This is a genomic window from Thiobacillus sp. (assembly GCA_024235835.1).
GTDB lineage: Bacteria > Pseudomonadota > Gammaproteobacteria > Burkholderiales > Thiobacillaceae > PFJX01.
Genome location: JACKLQ010000001.1, coordinates 510,211 through 527,074, shown reverse-complemented (window position 1 = coordinate 527,074; position 16,864 = coordinate 510,211). Strand labels below are relative to the sequence as shown.

Genomic DNA, 16,864 nt, shown 5'->3' with positions numbered 1-16,864 from the left:
CGGAATCTGGGGGTTGATATGAAAATCTTGTTGGGTTTGTGGGGAGCACTTCTCGCGTTGGCTTCGGCCCCCGCCTGGGCGGAGGAAACCGAAGCCACGCCCGATACCTGCGTGTCGGTAGAAAAGATGGAGCGCGGCAAGAATTGCGGCGACCCGGATAGTGTGAAACTGCATCTGCGCAACGACTGCGGGCGGGATATCGAGGTGAAGTTCTGCATGGAGCGCGAAGCGGGCAACTGGGGTTGCGGGGTGACCAAGCTGGTGGCCGGCAAGGTGTATTCCACCGGCGCCTGGATCTGCAAGGGCACGGGGCGCTATACCCTGTTTGGCCGGGTGCCCGGTTCGTCGGCTTCCTTCCCCAGCGATGGCGGTACCTTCCGCAAGGACAATGAGCGCATGTACTCCGTGGCGGAAGGCGAAACCCAGGAGAGTGCCTGCAAACGCGCGCAAGCAAGCGCCGAGGGCGGGGCCAATTGCGCCTGCGAGGCGGTGAAACAGCATTACCGCTGCCGGGTGGCGGTGAACAAGGCCAGCCCCGAACTGCTGGCCAAGGCGTAGCCCTTCCGCCCGAATGAGTTCACCCCGACCCAGAGCCAGGATGGCAAGACGCCGTTGAAGGGCGAGGCGCTGAGCTACGCCCCCGGCCCCAGCCGGGATGCCGCCTGCGCCAGCGCCTGGGGCGTGGCCAACGACCCCGCCTCCGTCTGCAACTGCAAGGACAAGGGCGGCGTGTGGGTGTGCTACGTCTCCACCTTCGAACCCATCCCCCAGGGCTTCATCCCGGAACTGCGCCGCAAGGCGGCGGAGGAAGCCCGGGAGTACTGCATGGAGAACCCCGGGAAATGCAAACCGGCCAAGAGAGCGTCGTGGGGGCGGCGGGGGTGAGGGTGGCGAGATGAATTGCGGGCAAGCCCGCGCCTAGCGTGAAGGCTTCTCCAACCCCTGCCCAGACACGCCAGCAGGTCATCACAGCTCAGCGCGCAGGGGCAGGCATCGGACAACCCTTAACCTTCTCTGCCCTTCGGAGTGCGGGAAGGCCGGGAAAACAACTCGGAGTTCGGTACACGCCAGCGGGGCGCGGGCGTGTTTACCGACCTGCTGGCCCCGCGGGTGGCCGTGGCCCGCAAGCGGCTGGAACTGGACCAGGGCTTGGCGCCTCTGGATTGCACCAAGTTTCGGCCGCCGGGCAGGGGCGGGCAGTTGGCGTTGTTCTAGCGGCGGTAGGTTGGGCTGAACTGGTGAAGCCCAACGAATTAGCCATCGTTAAATAATCCTTGTTGGGCTTCCTTTGTCAGCCCAACCTACGGCCATGGTTACCGCCACTTTCCGTTTCTACGAGGAACTTAACGACTTTCTGCCCAGGGTTCGCCGCAAGCAGGCCTTCTCCGTGGCCTGCGCCCGGGATGCCACCGTCAAGCACCAGATCGAAGCTCTGGGGGTGCCCCATACCGAGGTGGAATTGATCCTGGTGAATGGCGCTTCAGTAGGCTTCGACCATTTGCTCCAGGACGGGGATCGTGTGGCGGTGTATCCCAAGTTCGAAGCCCTGGACATCACGCCGTTGCTACGGGTGCGTGAGTGGCCCTTGCGGCAGGTACGCTTCGTGGCGGATGCCCACTTGGGCGGCCTGGCCCGGTTGCTGCGCCTGGCGGGCTTCGACACCCTCTACGATAACCATTTTCACGACGACGATATTGAGCGGCTGGCGGTGGAAGAGGGGCGCATCGTGCTGTCCCGGGACATCGATCTGCTGAAGCGGCGGGCCATCACCCACGGCTGCTACGTCCATGCCCAGGAACCCTGGGCCCAGTTGCGGGAGATGGTGGAACGCCTGGACCTGGCGCGCCTGGCCCGGCCCTTCGCCCTGTGCCTGGAGTGCAATGCACCCCTGCAGTCGGTGGAAAAGGCCGACGTACTGGAGAAGTTGCCGCCGGGGGTGAGGGCCAGCCATGAGCATTTCAAGATCTGCCCTGGCTGTGAGCGGGTGTATTGGGAGGGTTCCCACTGGCAGAACTTGCAAGAGCGGTTGGCAGGCGTGCTAGTACAGGGCGGCTGATATCATTCCTGGCCATGAATACCAATCTCCAGGAAGCCATCCAGCGCCAGCGCGACATCCTCAAGGGGTGGCTGGGCTCGTCCCTGTCCATCCTGGCGGATAACTGCCGCGAGGTCTGGCCTGACCGCCAGGCCCTGGAAGCCCGCCTGGAAGAAGGCCTGAACGAACTGCCTTACTGCAAATATCTGTATGTGCTGGATGACCAGGCCCGGCAGATCACCGCCAACCTGACCCGGGCCGGCAGGCTGGAGGAGCATGTGGGCCGGGATCGCAGCGAGCGGCCCTATATGGCCGAGGCCCTGGCCGGCAGCGGGTTTTCCCTGTCGGATGCCTACATCAGCCGCAACGCCAAGCGCCCCTCTTTGACGGCGGTGCAGCGCATCCTGGACTGGCAGGGCGGACTGCTGGGCTACCTGGGGGCCGACTTCGACCTGCGTGAATTGCCCAACACCCAGGCCCTGTACCAGCAACCAGGCCATTGGATGCAGATGCGGGGCGACCCCTCCATCCGTTCCGGCCTGTTCCTACAGGAACGCACCCACAGCCTCATGGACGCCCACATGGACGAGGTGCTGGCCCTGCTGGCTGAGCTGATCACGGTGCATGGGGTGTTCCACGCCAAGCTGCACTTCTCCAGCTCCCGCGCCACCCTGTGGGTGATGGACGACCCGTATCGCTATCGCCTCCACGGCATCAACGACCTGACGGACCCGGACCTGTGCCTGGCCTATCCCCGGCGGGACTATCCGGCGGATGCGGCCATTCCCGCCGAGGCCATCCCCAGGGTGCTGCGCACCTTCAAGGAGCTGCGCTTCCTGGATGAGACCATCTACCTGCGCTCCGCCACCCTCAACATCTTCAACGGCCTGGTGGGGCTGACCTTCTCCTGCGACGGTTCCCACTACATGCCCTGGGACGAGTTCCTTGAGAAGAACGTGGGGTTCTGGCTGGGGACTACTGGGTAAACGCAGGGGTGAGTAGCCTGGAGGAGCGTAGCGAGTCCAGGTTGGATGGCGCATATCCCCGGACTCGCTTCGCTCCTACGCGCTACCGTGCTTCGGATGCTTCGCCGGTGAGTTTATTGCGCCGACAGTCTCAGCCGGTCGCCGGCCTGTTCCATCCGCACCCGCCGCAGCACGTTCATGCCCAGCAGGGCATCGCCCCCCAGGTTGGGCAGGATCACCACCCCCACGTCCCGCACCTCGAAAGGGCCGAACAGAAGCCTTTCCACCCTGGTGGTGCAGCCCTGGACATGGCCGTTTGCGGTGCTGAAAGTTGCGACCCGGTCGCAGCCCAGGCCGGCCTGGCGGGCCAGCCGTTCCGATACCGAGACCGTGCTGGCGCCGGTATCGATGAGGAAACGGATGGGTTGGGCGAGGATGCGGCCGTCAATGTAGAAGTGGCCGTCCCGGGTGCGTTGCAGTTCCACGCTGTCCGGGCCCAGGAGGCGCGGAGGCGGAGCCTCCTGGCGTAAAAAGAAGACGTAGATCAGCAGGCCCAGGCCCAGCCAGATGCCGGCGTGGAGGAACACCCGGCCGGTCTGGCCCATTACTTGGAGCCTATTTCTTGCTGTTGCTGGCTATCTTGTCCACAACCCGGCCGGCCCAGTCCTTGGCCCCCATGCCGAAGGCGATGGCGAAGGCCAGGCCCACGGCACCGAAGGCGATGATGAAGGCGGCGGTGAGCAGTTCGTTGGCGATCTGGAGCTGCTCCATGGCGATGAAGAACACGAACACCATCATGGCGTACTCGGAGAAGGTGGATACCGTGAGGGCACCGTCGAACTCCATGTTGTTCAGCCAGGCGAATACCAGGCGGTTGATGAAGCGGGCCAGGATGGTGCCGAACACCAGCACCAGGATGGCGACGATGACGTTGGGGATGTACAGCACCACCTTGTTGAACAGGTCCGCTACCATCTGCAGGCCCAGGGAGTTGGCCACGGTGACGATCATCACCAGAATGATGAGCCAGTACACCAGATTGCCGATGACCCCGGCCACGGAAAGCTCCAGCTCCGCATGCTGCATGAAGGCTTCAAGGCCGGATTTCTCCGTGATCTTGTCGAACTTGAGGGCGACGAGCAGGCGCCGCACGCCGCTGCGGGCCACCTTGGCCAGGATCCAGCCGATGAACAGCAGAACCAGGGCCACCAGCAGCTGGGGCACGAAGCTGGCCAGCTGGGTCCAGAAGGTGGTGAGGGAGGCGGTGAAGATATCCACCTGTTCCATGACGTTCTCCATGAGCGTGTCCTTAAAGTTCCAAGTTGTATGGATTGTAGGTTCAGCCGGGCAATTGTTCCCGGGTCAATATGAAGACCGTGTCCTCGCCACCCTCGATTTCCGGCCAGAAGAATTCCAGTCCGGGGAAAGACGCTTCCAGGGCGGATCGGTTGTGGCCAATCTCCACCGCCAGCAGGCCGCCGGGGTTCAGGTGCCGGGCGGCATCCCGCAGGATGATCCGGGTGGCGTCCAGGCCGTCATGGCCGGAACCCAGGGCCAGCTTGGGCTCGTGCAGGTATTCCTGGGGCAGGGCGGCCACCGACGGGGCATCCACATAGGGCGGGTTGGAGACGATGAGGTCGTAGGCGCGACCTGCCAGGGGTGCGAACAGGTCGCCCTGGTGCAGGTGCACCCGGTCCCCCAGGCCGTAGTCGGCTACGTTTCGGGCCGCCACCTGGAGGGCCTCGCCGGACAGGTCCAAGGCATCCACCCGGGCTTCCGGGAAGGCCTCGGCCAGGAGTATGGCCAGGCAGCCGGAGCCGGTGCACAGATCCAGGGCGCTGTGCACTTCGGTGTCCAGCCAGGGCTGGAAGCGCTCCAGGATCATGGGGGCCAGGAAGGAACGGGGCACGATGACCCGCTCGTCCACATAGAAGCGGTAGCCCTGCAGCCAGGCCTCGTGGGTCAGGTAGGCGGCGGGGACGCGATCCCTCACGCGCTTGTCCAGTATCTGGGCAAGGCGCTCCCGCTCATAAGGCATGAGCCGGGCATCCAGAAAGGGGTCCAGCCGGTCTATGGGCAGGTGCAGGGTACTCAGGATCAGGTAGGCAGCCTCGTCGTAGGCCTCGGAGGTGCCATGGCCGAAGAACAGGCCGGCGTGGTTGAAGCGGGTGACGGCATAGCGCAGCCAGTCCCGTACCGTATGAAGTTCCTGCACGGCTTTCTCAAACATGGAGAAGCCTTTCCAGTACGCCCCGGTACACGAGGGCCAGCTGGTTCAATTCCTCCACACCCACGTGCTCGTCGATCTTGTGTATGGACTCGTTCACCGGGCCGAATTCCACCACCTCGTTGGCGATGTCGGCGATGAAGCGGCCGTCGGAGGTGCCACCGGTGGTGGAAAGCTCCGCGTCAATACCCGTCACCACCTTGATGGCGGCGGAGAGGGCTTCCACCAGGGGGCCCTTGGGGGTGAGGAAGGGTTTGGCGCCGATCTCCCATTCCAGGTCGTAGTCCAAACCGTGCTTGTCCAGGATGGCATGGACCCGTTCCTGCAGGCTTTCCACCGGGCTGGCGGTGCCATGGCGGAAGTTGAAGACGATGTCCGCGTGGCCGGGTACCACGTTGGTGGCACCGGTGCCCGAGTGCATGTTGGAGATTTGCCAGGTGGTGGGCGGGAAGTACTCGTTGCCTTCGTCCCATGCCGTGGCGGCCAGTTCGGCGATGGCAGGGGCGGCCAGGTGGATGGGGTTCCTGCCCAGGTGAGGATAGGCGATGTGGCACTGGTGCCCCTTGACGCGCAACTTGCCGTGCAGGGAGCCCCGCCGGCCGTTCTTCATCATGTCGCCGAAGCGGGAAACGCTGGTGGGCTCACCGACGATGCAGACGTCGATGGTCTCGCCCCGGGCAGCCAGTTTTTCCACAACCTTCACCGTGCCGTCCACGGCAGGGCCTTCCTCGTCGGACGTGATGAGCAGGGCGATGGAGCCGGGATGGTTGGGGTGTTTGCCGAGGAAATCTTCCACCGCAGCCAGGAAGGCGGCGATGGAGCCCTTCATGTCCGCCGCGCCCCGCCCATAGAGCCTGCCATCCAGGATGGTGGGGGTGAAGGGATCGGAGCCCCACTGTTCCAGGGGGCCCGTGGGCACCACGTCGGTATGGCCGGCAAAGCACACCAGGGGGGCCTGCTGGCCCCGGCGGGCCCAGAGGTTGGTCACCTGGCCGCTGTTCACCGGCTCGATGATGAAGCCCAGGGCGGCCAGTTTTTCCGACAGCCAGTGCTGGCAGCCTGCGTCGTCGGGGGTGATGGAGCGGCGGGAGATCAGTTCCCGGGCGTAATCCAGGGTTTTATCCATGGGTGCTTATTTCTTGAACAGTTCGGCGTAACGGGCCTCGGAGAAGCCGGCTTCGTATTTGCCGCCCTCCTGGCTGTCCCGTTCCAGGAGGGGGCGCTTGATGACGCTGGAGTGCTCCTTCATCACCGCCAGGGCCGATGCGGCACTGACGACGGAGGCCTTCACCTCGTCCGGCAGTTTGCGCCAGGTGGGGCCGGCCCGGTTCACCAGGGCTTCCCAGCCCAGCTGCTTCATGGCCGCCTTCAGGGTTGACTCTGGCACACCCAGCTTCTTGTAGTCATGGAATTCGTAGGCCTGGCCATGTTCCTCCAGCCAGACGCGGGCCTTCTTGACGGTGTTGCAGTTGGGGATTCCGTAGACTTTCATGGCAAACTCGTTGGGCTCTCGAGAACGGAATAACGCGACATTTTACCCGTCCAGCCATGCCCAGCCAGTTTCAATACCATGTCCGCCCGGCCGAATGGGCCCGGGACGAAGCCGCCATCGCCAACCTGCGGCGCGAGGTGTTCATCGTGGAGCAGCACGTGCCCGAGAGCCTGGAGTGGGAGGCGGAGGACGCGCAGCACCTATGGTTTGTGGCGGAAAGCCGCCTGGGACTGGTGGGCATTGCCCGCTTGACCGCGAAGGGACGCATCGGCCGCATGGCCGTGCGCCGGCCATTCCGCGGCAAGGGAGTGGGCACGGACCTGTTGCTGGCCGCCTTAGCGGTGGCCAGGCGCGGGGGCATGACCCGCATTTACCTGTCTGCCCAGACCCATGCGGAAGGGTTTTACGCACGCCAGGGCTTCGTGGCGGAAGGCGACGTCTATCTCGACGCGGGCATTCCCCACCGCACCATGTATCTGGACTTGAAGGAACGTGAATGAAGGAGGTTCCATGAACATGCGCATCGGCCACGGTTTCGACGTCCATGCCTTCGCCGAGGGGCGCAGGCTGATCATCGGTGGCGTGGACATTCCCCATGAACTGGGACTGCTGGGGCACTCCGACGCGGACGTGCTGCTCCATGCCATCTGCGACGCCCTCTTGGGGGCGGCGGGGCTGGGTGACATCGGCAGGCACTTTCCCGATTCCGATCCCCGCTACAAGGGCATCGACAGCCGGGAGCTGCTGCGCCATGTGGCCAATCTGCTCGAGGTGGCCGGGTGGGTGACCGGTAACGTGGACGCCACGATCATCGCCCAGGCGCCCAGGATGGCCCCCCATGTCCCCGCCATGCGCGCCCATATCGCGACGGACTTGGGCGTTTCCCTGGAAGCCGTCAACGTGAAGGCAACCACCACAGAAAAACTGGGGTTCACCGGTCGGGGGGAGGGCATCGCCGCCGAGGCGGTCTGCCTGATCGCCATGGCTTGAAGCAAAGATGAAGCAGGACGCTGCCTTGGGCCCGGAAACAGCCAGGGTCTTCTTCGCCCTGTGGCCGGACGAGGGGGTACACAAGGCCCTGGTGCGGGCCGCAGGCATCCTCCATGCCCGGCATGGCGGTCGGCAGACCCGGCCCGACAGCACCCACCTCACCCTGGTCTTCGTCGGCCAGGTGGATGAGGCACGCATACCGGACCTGCTGGCCATGGCGCGGGGCATCCAAATCGGCCGCTTCGATACCGACTTCGACAAGGCGGAATGCTGGCGCCACAACCACATCGGCTGCCTGGTGGCCAGCGAGACCCCGGAACACCTGGGCGCCCTGGTGAAGGCCCTGGAGACCGGCCTGCAAGGATTGGGGGTGCCTTTCGACAAGCGGACCTACAAGCCCCACATCACCCTGTTGCGCAAGGCGGATTGCCGCCAGGAAACCGGTGCTGCCTCCGGGGATGGAAAACCGGAAAAGGAAAATCCCGCGCCGGAGGCCATTCGCTGGCCGGCGCGGGATTTCGTGCTGGTCAAATCCAGCTTGCGACCCGATGGGGCGCTTTATGAGGAGTTGGGCCGCTGGCCCCTCCTATAGGTAGACCACCTGTTCAAGGTGTCCCGCAAGATCCTTCACAGGCAGACGGGTATAGTCCTTGTCGATGCTTTCCGATACCTTGCTCCTTACCTGTCCGGGCAGACAGTTGTTAACCAGCCCCATGAACGGGGCCGAGGCCACGAGGATCAGACGGTCATAGGCGTTCTTGACCCGACCGTCGTCCAGTTCCCGGGCAACTTCCTGGGCGAAGCGTTCCGCCTCGTGGTGCTTGGGGTCGGTGGCCTGAATGAAGGCGCCATGCCCCGGCCCCGAATTGGCCCCGGAACGATCGCTGACCAGGTTCGATGTCTTCTCACGGCTTTCCGGGTGCATGAACTCCTTGAGGAGTTGCAACCCCTTCTTCGGGCCATGATTGGCGAAGAGCTTGGCTTGGCTGGCGTTGGCGACCATGATCCAGGTAACAGACATACAAATCCCCCTTTCAGAGGTGGGTCTTAAGGATTTTGGCTTGTCACGAAAGTGACAATTTCAAGCTAGCAGGGAAGCGGGGGGCTATCAAGAAACGGATGCCAAGACCTGCCGGGCCAGTTCCTGGAACGCCTCGGCGCTGTGGTCACGAAGCGAGTAGGCAGGGCTTTGGGGCGCCTGGACGTAATTCTTGCCCAGGGAGCGGGAATAGGCGGGGTCGTAATGACGGACCAGCAGGTCGGCCACCAGTTCATCCCACTGGCCGCGCTCTCCCTGGGCCTTCCACTGGTCGATGCACTCCTTGCCCTGAAGTGGGGTCAGGCATTCAAGCTGCCTCCCCAGAGTCTCGGGATCGGCCAGGAAATGGGCGTATTCGTCCTTCAGCAAGGCCACTCGCACGGGGATGTCCGCCGTCAGGTTTATACAGGACGAGGCCCGCATTGCCTGCAACAGGACTTCGGGCGTGTGCAACTTGCCGATCTTCTTGCTTTCCGATTCCACGAACACGGGCCTGGCGGGGTCGAAAGCGCGCAAGGCGTTCCAGATGAGTGTCTCGAAATATTTCTGGGTGGGCTGGGGCCGGTCCGGATAGGCCCCCAGCACCGAGCCCATGTGGGCCGCCAACTCCTCCAGGTCCAGCACCTGGGCGCCGTGGGGCTCCAGGGCGCGCAGGAATCGGCTCTTGCCCACGCCGGTGGGGCCACAGACCACCCTGAAGCGGAATTGCCTGGGCAATGCTTCAAGTTGCTCGATGACATGGCGCCGGAAGGCCTTGTAGCCCCCCTCCAGTTGGGCCGCGGACCAGCCCACGGCCCGCAGGATGGTGGTGAAAGCGCCGCTGCGGCTGCCGCCCCGCCAGCAGTAAACCAGGGGACGGTACCCCCTGGGCTTGTCCGCGAAATAGGCTTCCAGATGCCCGGCGATGTTGCGGGACACCAGGGCGGCCCCTTGCTTCTTGGCTTCGAAGGCGGAGACCTGCTTGTGCAGGGTGCCGATGCGGGCCCGCTCCTCGTTGTCCAGCACGGGCAGGTTGATGGCCCCGGGCAGGTGGTCTTCGGCAAACTCGGCGGGGGAACGGGCGTCGATGATCTCGTCGTACTCGCCCAGTTCGTTGCTGGTGACCACACCCTCCTTGCGACGCGGGACAGGGGGTTCAGTGCATTTCATGGGGTCATGCCCCTTCAGAAGCCCATTTGTGTCCACTGCCGCCACCTGGGGCGGCTGCAAATCGCAGCGCTACATGAGCCTTCGCCGCAGAACGGCAGTACGTGGATGTCATCGTTCCGCTTTCAATATGCGCTGCTTCTCGCGGGCCCATTCGCGATCCTTTTCAGCAGCCCTCTTGTCATGGAGTTTCTTGCCCTTGGCGAGGCCGATTTCCAGCTTGATGCGCCCCTTGGTGAAGTGCAGGTTCAGGGGGACCAGGGTGTAGCCGGCCTGCTGGACCTTGCCGATGAGCTTCTTGATCTCCTGGGCGTGCAGCAGCAGCTTGCGGGAACGGGTGGGGTCGGGCTTGATGTGGGTAGATGCGGTGGCCAGGGGGCTGATGTGGCAGCCCACCAGCCAGACTTCTTCCTTCTTCAGCACCACGTAGGCTTCCTTGAGCTGGACCCGCCCGGCGCGTATGGCCTTCACCTCCCAACCTTCCAGCATCAGACCGGCCTCGTACCTCTCCTCGATGAAGTAATCGTGGAAGGCCTTCTTGTTGTCGACGATGCTCATGGGGATGCCCGGGATAGAATAGTAGGGATTTTACAGAGCCCAGCGAAATGGCCGAAGTCGTTAAAACCGTATTGGTACCTTATTCCAGCCTGGAGATGTTCGAGCTGGTGGACAAGGTGGAGGAGTATCCCCAGTTCCTGCCCTGGTGCGGGGGTACTGAATTGCATTACCGGGATGAAGCCATCACGGAGGCCACCATCCACATCAGTTATCTCCATGTGAAGCAGCATTTCACCACCCAGAACTCCAAGACCCCCGGCGAGGAAATGCTCATCCGGCTCAAGAGCGGTCCTTTCCGCAAGCTGGAAGGCTACTGGCGCTTCAAGTCCCTGGCCGTATCCGCCTGCAAGGTGGAGTTCGTGTTGCATTACGAGTTTGCCAGCGGACTGCTGGATAAGGCCCTGGGCCCGGTGTTCGGCATGGTGACCAACGGCCTGGTGGATGCCTTCGTCCATCGGGCGGAGAGGGTGTACGGAGAAAGATGAGCCAGCTATGAGCCAGATTCGCGTGGAAGTGGTTTATGCCCTGGCCCATCGGCAGAAGGTGGTGTCCTTGGATCTGCCCGAGGGCACGACGGTCAAGGAGGCCATCGAGGGCTCCGGCCTGCTGGTGGAGTTTCCTGAAATCGATCTGGCCAGGAACAAGCTGGGCATCTGGAACAAGCTATCCAAGCCGGACGCCGTTTTGCGTGACAAGGACCGGGTGGAGATCTACCGTCCCCTGATCGCAGACCCGAAGGAAGTCCGCCGGCAGCGGGCCTCCGAGGGCAAGGTGATGAAGAAGGGGGGAGGGGACGCTCCGGCCGAATAGCCGGAGCGGGTAGGCGAGGCTGGAAGAACCCCGCCCGGAAGGCGTCACTTCATTTCGGTGGAGGGGTAGTTCTTCTGCTCCATGGCGATCTTCACCATGCCTGAAACCTTCTGACTCAGCTTCAGCACGGCGGCACTGTCGCCGGCCTTGGCGGCAGATTGGGCGTCCTTGAATGCCTTGTCGGTGGTGGTCCACAGGGCAAACTCGGCCTTGGCCTTTTTCCAGTCGGCTTCGGCAGCGGCCATGGCTTGCTGGGCCTCCGGCGTCAAGGCGGGTTCGGCAGCCTTGGCGGGTGCGGCGTCGGCGCTCTTGGCGGGGGCACTGCCACAGCCGGAAAGGATGAAGGCCAGCAGGCCGGCGGCGGCGATGGAGGCAAATTTGATTTGCATGAATGATCTCCTCTTCTTAGGGTGAATCTTAAAAAGCCGTAGGTGTGTCTCGCTGTAAGGCGGATGGACCTTAAAGCCCGCTCCGCCGCATCGTCAATGCCAAATGTGCAATTTGGTAAATAAAAACCACGACTTGGCTGCGGCCTGTACTGGTTTTGGAGCTGAATTTTCACGTCCAGTGGGGCAGCGCAAGAAGTGCATGGCATCTGTATAATGCGGTTTTGCGCGTGAAGGCCTGCTATGCGTATTCTCCAAAAAGCCCTGACCTTTGACGACGTCCTGCTCGTCCCCGCCTATTCCGGCATTCTCCCCCGCGACGTCAGTCTGAAAACCCGGCTTACCCGGGAAATTTCCCTGAACATGCCCGTTTTGTCCGCCGCCATGGACACCGTCACCGAGGCCCCCATGGCCATCGCCATGGCCCAGGAAGGTGGCATCGGCATCGTCCACAAGAACCTGACGGCGGAACAGCAGGCCGCCGAGGTGGCCAAGGTGAAGCGCCATGAATCCGGCGTGGTGAAGGATCCCATCACCATCAACCCCAACATGAGCGTGCGGGACGTGCTGGAGATTACCCGTCGCTACCGCATCTCCGGTCTGCCCGTGGTGGACAAGTCCGGCAAGGTGGTGGGCATCGTCACCAACCGTGACCTGCGCTTCGAGACCAACCTGGAGCAGAAGGTGCGGGACATCATGACCCCCCGCAAGAAACTGGTGACCGTGGGCGAGGGAGCCAGCAAGGAGGAAGTGGTGGCCCTGCTGCACCGGCACCGCCTGGAACGTCTGGTGGTGGTGAATGACGATTTCATCCTGAAGGGCCTCATCACCGTCAAGGACATCAGCAAGTCCAGCGAGCACCCCGCCGCCAACAAGGACGGCCTGGGCCGCCTGCTGGTGGGCGCCGCCGTGGGCGTGGGGCCCGAGAACGAGGAACGCATCGCCGCCCTGGCCGAGGCCGGGGTGGACGTCATCGTGGTGGATACGGCCCATGGTCATTCCCAGGGCGTGCTGGACCGGGTCAAGTGGACCAAGGTCAAATATCCCCACGTCCAGGTCATCGGCGGCAACATCGCCACCGGCGAAGCCGCCCTGGCCCTGGTGGACCATGGCGCTGACGGCGTCAAGGTGGGCATTGGCCCCGGTTCCATCTGCACCACCCGCATCGTCGCCGGCGTGGGCGTGCCCCAGATCACTGCCGTGGCGAATGTATCCGCAGCCCTGGCGGAAACGGGTGTCCCCCTGATCGCCGACGGCGGTATCCGCTACTCAGGCGACATCGCCAAGGCCATTGCCGCCGGCGGGCATTGCGTCATGCTGGGCGGCTTGCTGGCCGGTACTGAAGAGGCCCCGGGCGAGATCGAGCTTTACCAGGGCCGCTCCTATAAGTCCTATCGCGGCATGGGCTCCCTGGGGGCGATGCAAAAGGGTTCCAAGGATCGCTACTTTCAGGACAACGAGGCCAACGCCGACAAACTGGTGCCGGAAGGCATCGAGGGTCGCGTGCCCTACAAGGGCAGCGTGCTTACCGTGCTGCACCAGCTCATGGGCGGCCTGCGTTCCTCCATGGGCTACATGGGCGCCAACAGCATTCCGCGCTTCCATGAGGTGGCCCAGTTCGTGGAAATCACGGGCGCCGGCATCAAGGAATCCCACGTCCATGATGTGCAGATCACCAAGGAAGCCCCTAACTACCACGTATAAATAGTTGGCAGAGGTCAGCTGGCAGTTCGCAGTTGCTGACTACGGCCGACTGTTGACTGTCGACTGTATATGCACCAGAAAATCCTCATCCTCGATTTCGGTTCCCAGTTCACCCAGCTCATCGCCCGCCGGGTGCGGGAGCACAACGTCTACTGCGAACTGCACCCCTACGACGTTTCCGAGCAGTTCATCCGCGACTTTGCCCCGGCGGGGATCATCCTCTCGGGGGGACCCTCTTCGGTGACGGAGGAAGAAACGCCCAGGGCACCCCAGGCGGTTTTCGAGCTGGGCGTGCCGGTGCTGGGCATCTGCTACGGCATGCAGACCATGGCGGCCCAACTGGGCGGCAAGGTCATCAACGGCACCCACCACGAATACGGTTACGCCGAGGTGCGGGCCCACGGCCATTCCCGGCTGTTGTCCGACATCCAGGACCGCAAGGACCCGGACGGCAAGTGCTGGCTGGACGTGTGGATGAGCCACGGCGACCAGGTGGAAAGCCTGCCTCCGGGCTTCCAGGTCATGTGCGAGAACGCCTCCACCCCCATCGCCGGCATGTTCGACGGCGAGCGCAACTACTATGCGGTGCAGTTCCACCCGGAAGTCACCCATACCCTCCAGGGCAAGGCCATGATCGGCCGTTTCGTGCATGACATCTGCGGCTGCGGCCAGGACTGGAACATGCCGGACTACATCGCCGAGGCGGTGGCCAAGATCCAGGCGGAAATCGGCTCCGACGAGGTGATCCTGGGCCTGTCCGGCGGCGTGGATTCCTCCGTGGCGGCGGCCCTGATCCACCGGGCCATCGGTGACCAGCTCACCTGCGTTTTCGTCGACACCGGCCTGCTGCGCCTGAACGAGGCGGAGCAGGTGATGGCCACGTTTGCCAAGAGTCTCGGCGTCAAGGTCATCCATGTGGACGCCACCGAGCAATTCATGGGCAAGCTGGCCGGTGTCTCCGACCCGGAGAAGAAGCGCAAGATCATCGGCGGCGAGTTCGTGGCCGTATTCCAGGCGGAATCCGCCAAGCTGAAGAACGCCAAGTGGCTGGCCCAGGGCACCATCTACCCGGACGTCATCGAGTCCGCCGGGGCCAAGACCAAGAAGGCCCACGCCATCAAGAGCCACCACAACGTGGGCGGCCTGCCTGAGGACATGCACCTGAAGCTGCTGGAACCCCTGCGGGAGCTGTTCAAGGACGAGGTGCGGGAACTGGGCGTGGCCCTGGGCCTGCCCCATGACATGGTCTATCGCCACCCCTTCCCGGGCCCCGGCCTGGGGGTGCGCATCCTCGGCGAAGTGAAGAAGGAATACGCTGATCTGCTCCGGCGTGCAGATCACATCTTCATTGAAGAACTGCGCGCAAGTGGTTGGTATGAAAAGACTTCCCAGGCCTTCGCCGTGTTCCTGCCGGTGAAGGCGGTAGGGGTCATGGGGGATGGTCGTACCTACGACTACGTGGTGGCCCTGCGCGCTGTCCAGACCCAGGACTTCATGACGGCTCACTGGGCGGAACTGCCCTACAGCCTGCTGGCCAAGGTGTCCAACCGCATCATCAACGAGATCCGGGGCATCAACCGGGTGACCTATGACATCACCGGCAAGCCCCCCGGCACCATCGAGTGGGAATGATTCCGCGTCTGGCACAGCCAGGCACCTGATGGCATGAAATGCCGCTAAGCCCGCGTAATTGCGGGCTTTTTTTTGTTTGTGTTTGGCACGATCTGGCAACGGGAGGAAGCGCCAAGCACCGTTTGAGCATGGCATTAAAGCTGGTATTATGGTTTGGCGATGCCATGATTGATGCCGATACCATGCTGCGTTCTTTTGTGTGTTCATGGTATTAATATTCTATAAGTTACTGTTTCGTAAGAAAAAATACGATAAATTCGAGATTTTTTCAGCATGGTATCGGAGACGAAGAAGGACAAGGTACATGCTGACCGATACCAAGCTGCGCAATCTCAAGCCCAGGGACAAACTCTACAAAGTGAATGACCGGGAAGGTCTCTATGTGGCAGTGACTCCAGCCGGCTCCATCTCGTTCCGTTACAACTACTCAATCAACGGTCGGCAGGAGACCATCACCTTTGGGCGTTATGGTGTCGGTGGCATCACCCTGGCCGAAGCCCGCGAGCTGTTGGGTGACGCCAAGAAGATGGTTGCGGCGGGCAAGTCGCCGGCCAAGGAGAAAGCCCGAGACAAGGCGCGGGTGAAAGATGCAGAGACGTTCGGTGCCTGGGCGGAGAAGTGGCTGCGTGGCTACCAGATGGCCGACTCCACCCGCGATATGCGCCGCTCGGTTTATGAGCGTGAGCTGAAGCCGAAATTCAGCAATCAGAAGCTGGTGGAGATCACCCACGAAGACTTGCGGGCGCTGGCTGATGCCATTGTTGAGCGAGGCGCACCGGCCACCGCCGTTCATGTGCGTGAAATCGTGTTGCAGGTATTTCGCTGGGCCATCGAGCGTGGGCAGAAGGTCGAAAACCCGGCAGAACTGGTGCGCCCAACAAGCATCGCTCGATTCGAGCCACGTGACCGAGCGTTGACGCCAGAAGAAATTGGGCTGATGTACCAGTACATGGAGCGAGTGGGCACAAGCCCAACAAACCGTGCGGCGGCCAAGCTGTTATTGCTGACGATGGTGCGCAAGAGCGAGCTGACCAATGCGACCTGGAGCGAGATCAATTTCAGCGAAGCGTTGTGGACGATTCCAAAGGAGCGGATGAAACGCCGTAACCCGCACCTGGTATTTCTGTCCCAGCAGGCTCTGGATATTTTCATTGCCATGAAAACCTTTGCCGGTGGTTCCGACTTCGTTTTGCCATCACGGTACGACTCGGATGCGCCGATGAGCGCTGCCACACTTAACCAGGTGCTGACGCTGACTTACAAGGCGGCGCAGAAAGATGGGAAGTCACTTACCAAGTTCGGACCGCATGATTTGCGGCGCACAGCCAGCACGCTGTTGCATGAGGCCGGCTACAACACCGACTGGATCGAGAAGTGCCTGGCGCACGAGCAGAAGGGCGTGAGGGCTGTCTACAACAAGGCTGAGTACCGCGAGCAGCGGGCGGCGATGTTGCAGGATTGGGCCGATATGATTGATGAGTGGACTTCGGGAGGCAGTAAGGGTTGATGTTTTTGCTATCTTTGATAGCATTGAAGTTGATGCCGTGAATTTATAAATAAGGCCGCCATTGGCATCGGGCAGGTCAATTACCGATTAGCTGCTTCGCGCAGCTACTCGATGAATAGCAACTATTCATTTGAGAGGTATTGACCCATGCAAAATATAAAGACCCTCATCAACAGGAAGAAGCTCCTGGAGATGATCCCGCTTTCGACACGAACAATTTATAACCTGGAGCAGCGAGGGGATTTTCCACGCCGTATCGCGTTAACCAGTAGAAATGTCGCCTGGGATTTGTCAGAGGTCGAAGAGTGGATTGAGGCACGTAAATCATCGGGTGATCAAGCTGCGCGACCTGGCCCTATAGAGGGCTAGTTAT

22 protein-coding genes are annotated in these 16,864 nt (G+C 62.4%); 13 read left to right on the top strand and 9 right to left on the bottom strand.

Annotation, left to right across the window (positions count from 1 at the left end):
- Nucleotides 1-18 precede the first annotated feature (18 nt).
- The 4 genes from H6935_02600 (at nt 19) to H6935_02585 (ending at nt 3,021) form a co-directional block, all read left to right on the top strand.
- The gene (locus H6935_02600; GenBank protein ID MCP5277234.1) at nt 19-558 is read left to right on the top strand and encodes a hypothetical protein; all 540 of its coding nucleotides are present in this window, start codon (nt 19-21) and stop codon (nt 556-558) included.
- 54 nt (nt 559-612) lie between these two features.
- Entirely contained in the window at nt 613-885 is a 273-nt protein-coding gene (locus tag H6935_02595; GenBank protein MCP5277233.1) for a hypothetical protein, read from the top strand.
- A 424-nt stretch (nt 886-1,309) separates the two neighbouring features.
- Nucleotides 1,310-2,056, top strand: coding sequence for a Mut7-C ubiquitin/RNAse domain-containing protein (locus H6935_02590; GenBank protein ID MCP5277232.1), 747 nt, complete (start codon nt 1,310-1,312; stop codon nt 2,054-2,056).
- Nucleotides 2,057-2,070: 14 nt separating this feature from the next.
- Entirely contained in the window at nt 2,071-3,021 is a 951-nt protein-coding gene (locus tag H6935_02585; GenBank protein ID MCP5277231.1) for a hypothetical protein, read from the top strand.
- Between the two features lie 113 nt (nt 3,022-3,134).
- On the opposite strand, the gene H6935_02580 is transcribed toward H6935_02585, so the two are convergent.
- From H6935_02580 to H6935_02560, 5 genes are read right to left on the bottom strand one after another with little or no spacing between them, the layout of a single operon-like run.
- Nucleotides 3,135-3,605 (bottom strand): TIGR02281 family clan AA aspartic protease, encoded by a 471-nt coding sequence (locus H6935_02580; GenBank protein ID MCP5277230.1) that lies wholly within the window; start codon nt 3,603-3,605, stop codon nt 3,135-3,137.
- 10 nt (nt 3,606-3,615) lie between these two features.
- A complete protein-coding gene (locus H6935_02575; GenBank protein ID MCP5277229.1) occupies nt 3,616-4,299 on the bottom strand; it encodes a hypothetical protein in 684 nt (227 codons plus the stop codon).
- A gap of 40 nt (nt 4,300-4,339) precedes the next feature.
- The gene (gene prmB / locus H6935_02570) at nt 4,340-5,230 is read right to left on the bottom strand and encodes a 50S ribosomal protein L3 N(5)-glutamine methyltransferase (GenBank protein ID MCP5277228.1); all 891 of its coding nucleotides are present in this window, start codon (nt 5,228-5,230) and stop codon (nt 4,340-4,342) included.
- Nucleotides 5,223-6,353: a succinyl-diaminopimelate desuccinylase gene (gene dapE / locus H6935_02565; GenBank protein ID MCP5277227.1), complete on the bottom strand. Its 1,131-nt coding sequence runs from the start codon at nt 6,351-6,353 to the stop codon at nt 5,223-5,225. The genes prmB and dapE overlap by 8 nt, the downstream gene beginning before the upstream one ends.
- A gap of 6 nt (nt 6,354-6,359) precedes the next feature.
- Nucleotides 6,360-6,719 (bottom strand): ArsC family reductase, encoded by a 360-nt coding sequence (locus tag H6935_02560; GenBank protein ID MCP5277226.1) that lies wholly within the window; start codon nt 6,717-6,719, stop codon nt 6,360-6,362.
- Between the two features lie 56 nt (nt 6,720-6,775).
- On the opposite strand from H6935_02560, the gene H6935_02555 reads away from it, so the two are divergent.
- Genes H6935_02555 through thpR form a run of 3 tightly spaced genes read left to right on the top strand, consistent with a single transcriptional unit; the run spans nt 6,776 to nt 8,301 of the window.
- Complete coding sequence (locus H6935_02555; GenBank protein ID MCP5277225.1) at nt 6,776-7,219, top strand: GNAT family N-acetyltransferase; 444 nt, start codon at nt 6,776-6,778, stop codon at nt 7,217-7,219.
- 16 nt (nt 7,220-7,235) lie between these two features.
- A complete protein-coding gene (locus tag H6935_02550; GenBank protein ID MCP5277224.1) occupies nt 7,236-7,709 on the top strand; it encodes a 2-C-methyl-D-erythritol 2,4-cyclodiphosphate synthase in 474 nt (157 codons plus the stop codon).
- 7 nt (nt 7,710-7,716) lie between these two features.
- The gene (thpR, locus tag H6935_02545; protein ID MCP5277223.1) at nt 7,717-8,301 is read left to right on the top strand and encodes an RNA 2',3'-cyclic phosphodiesterase; all 585 of its coding nucleotides are present in this window, start codon (nt 7,717-7,719) and stop codon (nt 8,299-8,301) included.
- Here the strand turns inward: thpR and H6935_02540 are convergent.
- The 3 genes from H6935_02540 to smpB all read right to left on the bottom strand — a co-directional run bounded on the left by H6935_02540 (nt 8,296) and on the right by smpB (nt 10,452).
- Complete coding sequence (locus tag H6935_02540; protein ID MCP5277222.1) at nt 8,296-8,730, bottom strand: host attachment protein; 435 nt, start codon at nt 8,728-8,730, stop codon at nt 8,296-8,298. The two genes, thpR and H6935_02540, sit on opposite strands and share 6 nt — an antisense overlap.
- A gap of 87 nt (nt 8,731-8,817) precedes the next feature.
- Entirely contained in the window at nt 8,818-9,897 is a 1,080-nt protein-coding gene (gene mnmH, locus H6935_02535) for a tRNA 2-selenouridine(34) synthase MnmH (protein MCP5277221.1), read from the bottom strand.
- A gap of 108 nt (nt 9,898-10,005) precedes the next feature.
- Complete coding sequence (gene smpB, locus H6935_02530) at nt 10,006-10,452, bottom strand: SsrA-binding protein SmpB (protein MCP5277220.1); 447 nt, start codon at nt 10,450-10,452, stop codon at nt 10,006-10,008.
- Nucleotides 10,453-10,499: 47 nt separating this feature from the next.
- On the opposite strand from smpB, the gene H6935_02525 reads away from it, so the two are divergent.
- Nucleotides 10,500-10,937, top strand: coding sequence for a type II toxin-antitoxin system RatA family toxin (locus tag H6935_02525; protein MCP5277219.1), 438 nt, complete (start codon nt 10,500-10,502; stop codon nt 10,935-10,937).
- Nucleotides 10,938-10,944: 7 nt separating this feature from the next.
- Nucleotides 10,945-11,262 carry an RnfH family protein gene (locus H6935_02520; GenBank protein ID MCP5277218.1) on the top strand — a complete coding sequence of 106 codons (318 nt, stop codon included), beginning with the start codon at nt 10,945-10,947 and terminating at the stop codon, nt 11,260-11,262.
- 44 nt (nt 11,263-11,306) lie between these two features.
- On the opposite strand, the gene H6935_02515 is transcribed toward H6935_02520, so the two are convergent.
- A complete protein-coding gene (locus H6935_02515; protein MCP5277217.1) occupies nt 11,307-11,651 on the bottom strand; it encodes a hypothetical protein in 345 nt (114 codons plus the stop codon).
- A 240-nt stretch (nt 11,652-11,891) separates the two neighbouring features.
- Between H6935_02515 and guaB the strand changes: the two genes are divergently transcribed.
- The 4 genes from guaB (at nt 11,892) to H6935_02495 (ending at nt 16,860) form a co-directional block, all read left to right on the top strand.
- On the top strand, nt 11,892-13,352 hold the full coding sequence (gene guaB, locus H6935_02510) for an IMP dehydrogenase (GenBank protein MCP5277216.1): 1,461 nt from the start codon (nt 11,892-11,894) through the stop codon (nt 13,350-13,352).
- 69 nt (nt 13,353-13,421) lie between these two features.
- Entirely contained in the window at nt 13,422-14,984 is a 1,563-nt protein-coding gene (gene guaA / locus H6935_02505; GenBank protein MCP5277215.1) for a glutamine-hydrolyzing GMP synthase, read from the top strand.
- 304 nt (nt 14,985-15,288) lie between these two features.
- Nucleotides 15,289-16,491 carry a tyrosine-type recombinase/integrase gene (locus H6935_02500; protein ID MCP5277214.1) on the top strand — a complete coding sequence of 401 codons (1,203 nt, stop codon included), beginning with the start codon at nt 15,289-15,291 and terminating at the stop codon, nt 16,489-16,491.
- 147 nt (nt 16,492-16,638) lie between these two features.
- The gene (locus H6935_02495) at nt 16,639-16,860 is read left to right on the top strand and encodes an AlpA family phage regulatory protein (GenBank protein ID MCP5277213.1); all 222 of its coding nucleotides are present in this window, start codon (nt 16,639-16,641) and stop codon (nt 16,858-16,860) included.
- The last annotated feature ends 4 nt before the right edge of the window (nt 16,861-16,864 follow it).